The organism is Bradyrhizobium sp. P2_E8 (genome assembly GCF_056403875.1).
Genome location: NZ_JBFUES010000925.1, coordinates 1 through 2,963 on the forward strand (window position 1 = coordinate 1; position 2,963 = coordinate 2,963).

Sequence of the window (2,963 nt, forward strand, 5' to 3'; positions counted from 1 at the left end):
TGATGCAGCAGAGCGGGGCAAAATCCCGCTTCAGCTGGCAGACGCTGTCGCTCGACGGCAAAGCCGTGCGTGCCGGCGGCGGCCAGACGGTCGCGGTCGACGGCGCGATCGGCAAGCGCGCCGGCTTCGACGTGATCCTCGTCCCCGGCAGCCTCGTCGATCACGTCACGGCGGAACGCCTGCAACCGCAATATGCCCGTGCCGGCGCCTGGCTGCGGCAACAGCACGCCAACGGCCGGCTGATCGGGGCCTTTTGCAGCGGCGTGTTCCTGCTCGCGGGAGCTGGCCTGCTCGACAACCGCCGCGCCACCATCACCTGGTGGCTGCAAAGCGAGCTTCGACAGCGCCATCCCGCGATCGACCTCGCCCCGGACGCCGTCATCACCAGCGCGGACCGCATCGTCTGCGCCGCCGGCCCGATGTCGTGGGTCGACCTCCTGCTCAGGCTGATCGAGATGGTCGACGGCAAGGAGATCGCAAAACTATGCGCGGACTACGTCGTGATCGACACCGCGCAGCGCACCCAATCGATCTTCATGCCCGTGGGCTACCTGCTCTCGCAGGACCCGCTGCTGACCAGGGCCGACCTGCTGGTCCGTCGCACCGGCCGGAGCCCGATGACGGTCAAGCGCCTCGCCGGCGCGCTCGGCCTCAGCGAGCGCACGCTGAACCGGAAGTTTCAGGAGCTCACGCGCGAGCCGCCACAAGCCTTCATCATGCGCCGCCGCGTCGAGCACGCGCGCACCCTGCTGGAGACGACGACGCAGCCGATCAAGACCATCGCGCGCACGGCCGGYTACGAGGACGAGAGCAGCTTTCGCAAGGCCTTCCGCAAGCTCACCTTGATGTCGCCGCAGGCCTATCGCGCGCGAAGGATGGAGCGGACGGCGTAAGAGCGAGCCTCTTGTTACACCGTCGCACGCTGGCGTACGACCATCGCCTCACCAAACGCCTCGAACAGCTTGCGGTTGATCGGATTGCGCTGGGGGTCGTATTCGGCGTGCCATTGCACGCCGAGCGCGAAGGTCGGGGCTTCCGCGATGCGGATCGCCTCGATGGTGCCGTCCTCGGCGACGCCTTCGATCAGCACGCGCTTGCCGGGATCGAGAATGCCTTGGCCGTGCAGCGAATTGACCCTGATCTTCTCGCAGCCGAGCAGCTGTGCGAAGGCGCCTCCGGGCGTCAGGTCGACGTCGTGACGGTCGGCGAACACCACGGTCGGATCGGGATGGATCTCGCCGTTCTCGAGCCTGGGCATGCGGTGATTCATGCGGCCGGGGATTTCGCGGATCTCCGGATGCAGCGAGCCGCCGAAGGCGACGTTCATCTCCTGCAGGCCGCGGCAGATCCCGAACAGCGGAATGCCGCGGGACACGCAGGCAACGGAGAGCGCCAGTGCCACCTCGTCGCGGTGGATGTCGTAGGGTTCGTGCCGCTCGCACGGATCGACATTGAAACGGGTCGGATGCACGTTGGCGCGGGCGCCGGTGAGCACGATCCCGTCGACCACGTCGAGCAGCGCGCCGATATCGGTGATGTCGGGCGCTCCCGCAAACATCATCGGCAGGCCGCCGGAAACCTCGGCCACAGCGCGCAAATTGCGCTCGCCGACCATCTGGACCTGAAATCGATTTTCGACGCGATGGGCGTTCCCGATYACGCCGACGACCGGCTTTCTCATCTCCCGTTCCGACCTCCCGCGTAAGAAGATTCTCCAAACATGCCCTTGGGGTGGAACAAATTCAACAGAAGGGATCGCGGGACGGCAATGCTATTTTCGCGCAAATGCCTCCCGGGCCTCGGTTGTCCCCACGACGGGCAGGCCGGCCGCCTTCAGCGCAGTCGCCGCCGCCTCACCGGGCACGCCCAACCAGGGCAATTTCGCCTCGATTCCGCGCGTCACGGGCTCCCCGAGCACGCCACCGAAATCGATCGGCCAAAAGCCGTTGGGCACCACCTCGGCGGTGAGGCCGCGGACGGCGTAGCCGTCGCCCAGAACCGTATCCGCATGGTCGCCGGCGACAAGGCGCGCGGTCTGGGGATCTCGGGGATCGCCAAAGCTGACGAGCACGGGGATCGGCTCCCCCTGCACCGGGACAATGCCGGCCTGCCGGCTGATATCGTTGAACGAGACGCGGTCGCCGCGCGCAGCGCCATAGGCACGCAGCGCGACGTAGTTGATGTCGTCGAGGTCGAGCTTGCCGCCCTGCTGATGCGCCAGCAATGCCACCAGGTTCTTTCCTCGGCCGAGGTCGACGAACACAGCCTCCCCGCGCATCGTGGTGCGGCCGCCGCGGCTATAGTTGCGGTCAGGCACGACAGCCAGAACGCCGGACCCCGTCTTGATCCCGTCAGGCGTCGTCACCTCGACCGTGAGGCGATATTTGTGGCCGGGTCGACTGATCCGGATCTGGTCGCCGATCACGATCAGCGCCAGAAGCCCGAGCAGACCGGCCCACTTGCTAATGAAACTCAAGCGCCCCCCACCTGTTTGTCCTCATCGCTCTGCACCGTTCGCGCGGCAGCGTCAAACCAGCGCGTTGACGCGGTCTTGATCGGAAGCGCGTTTGTCGAAAGAGTGCCCCGCCCGCAGCCGCCGAAAAGGACATGATGTGACCATCCTCGCAGACCAACGCTCCTCGACCCGCACCGATCTGGCTTGGGCAATTTCGGTCGGCGGCATCGGCGTCGTGCTGTTCACGGCGATGCTGGTCTTCACCTGGTATTTTGCGACCACCCTGCTGCTGATCTTCACCGGCATGCTGCTCGGTGTCGCCCTCAACGCACTGACCAACGCGCTCGGCCGCCGCGTGCACCTGCCGCATCCGGTCCGGCTCGCGATCGTCTGCGTCGTGCTTGCGGTGCTGCTCGCAGGCGTCGCCTATCTCGGCGGCGCCACCATCGCCGAGCAGGCCTCGCTGCTGAGCAAGACCATCAAGTCGCAAATCGGCAACGTGAAGACC

Annotated in this window: 3 protein-coding genes and 1 pseudogene; 2 read left to right on the forward strand and 2 right to left on the reverse strand. The window is 66.4% G+C overall.

The features are described 5' to 3' along the window. The coding region (locus AC1D00_RS34365; RefSeq protein WP_477013737.1) for a GlxA family transcriptional regulator at positions 1-893 on the forward strand (893 nt) is incomplete at its 5' end. A gap of 14 nt (positions 894-907) precedes the next feature. Here AC1D00_RS34365 and AC1D00_RS34370 read toward each other — a convergent pair. Together AC1D00_RS34370 and AC1D00_RS34375 are read right to left on the reverse strand one after the other, a co-directional pair. Further along, the gene (locus AC1D00_RS34370) at positions 908-1,681 is read right to left on the reverse strand and encodes a gamma-glutamyl-gamma-aminobutyrate hydrolase family protein (RefSeq protein WP_135176044.1); all 774 of its coding nucleotides are present in this window, start codon (positions 1,679-1,681) and stop codon (positions 908-910) included. Between the two features lie 90 nt (positions 1,682-1,771). Next, on the reverse strand, positions 1,772-2,476 hold the full coding sequence (locus tag AC1D00_RS34375; RefSeq protein ID WP_477013738.1) for a hypothetical protein: 705 nt from the start codon (positions 2,474-2,476) through the stop codon (positions 1,772-1,774). A 136-nt stretch (positions 2,477-2,612) separates the two neighbouring features. Here AC1D00_RS34375 and AC1D00_RS34380 point away from each other — a divergent pair. Then, a pseudogene (locus AC1D00_RS34380) lies at positions 2,613-2,963 on the forward strand (AI-2E family transporter); the annotation flags it as partial.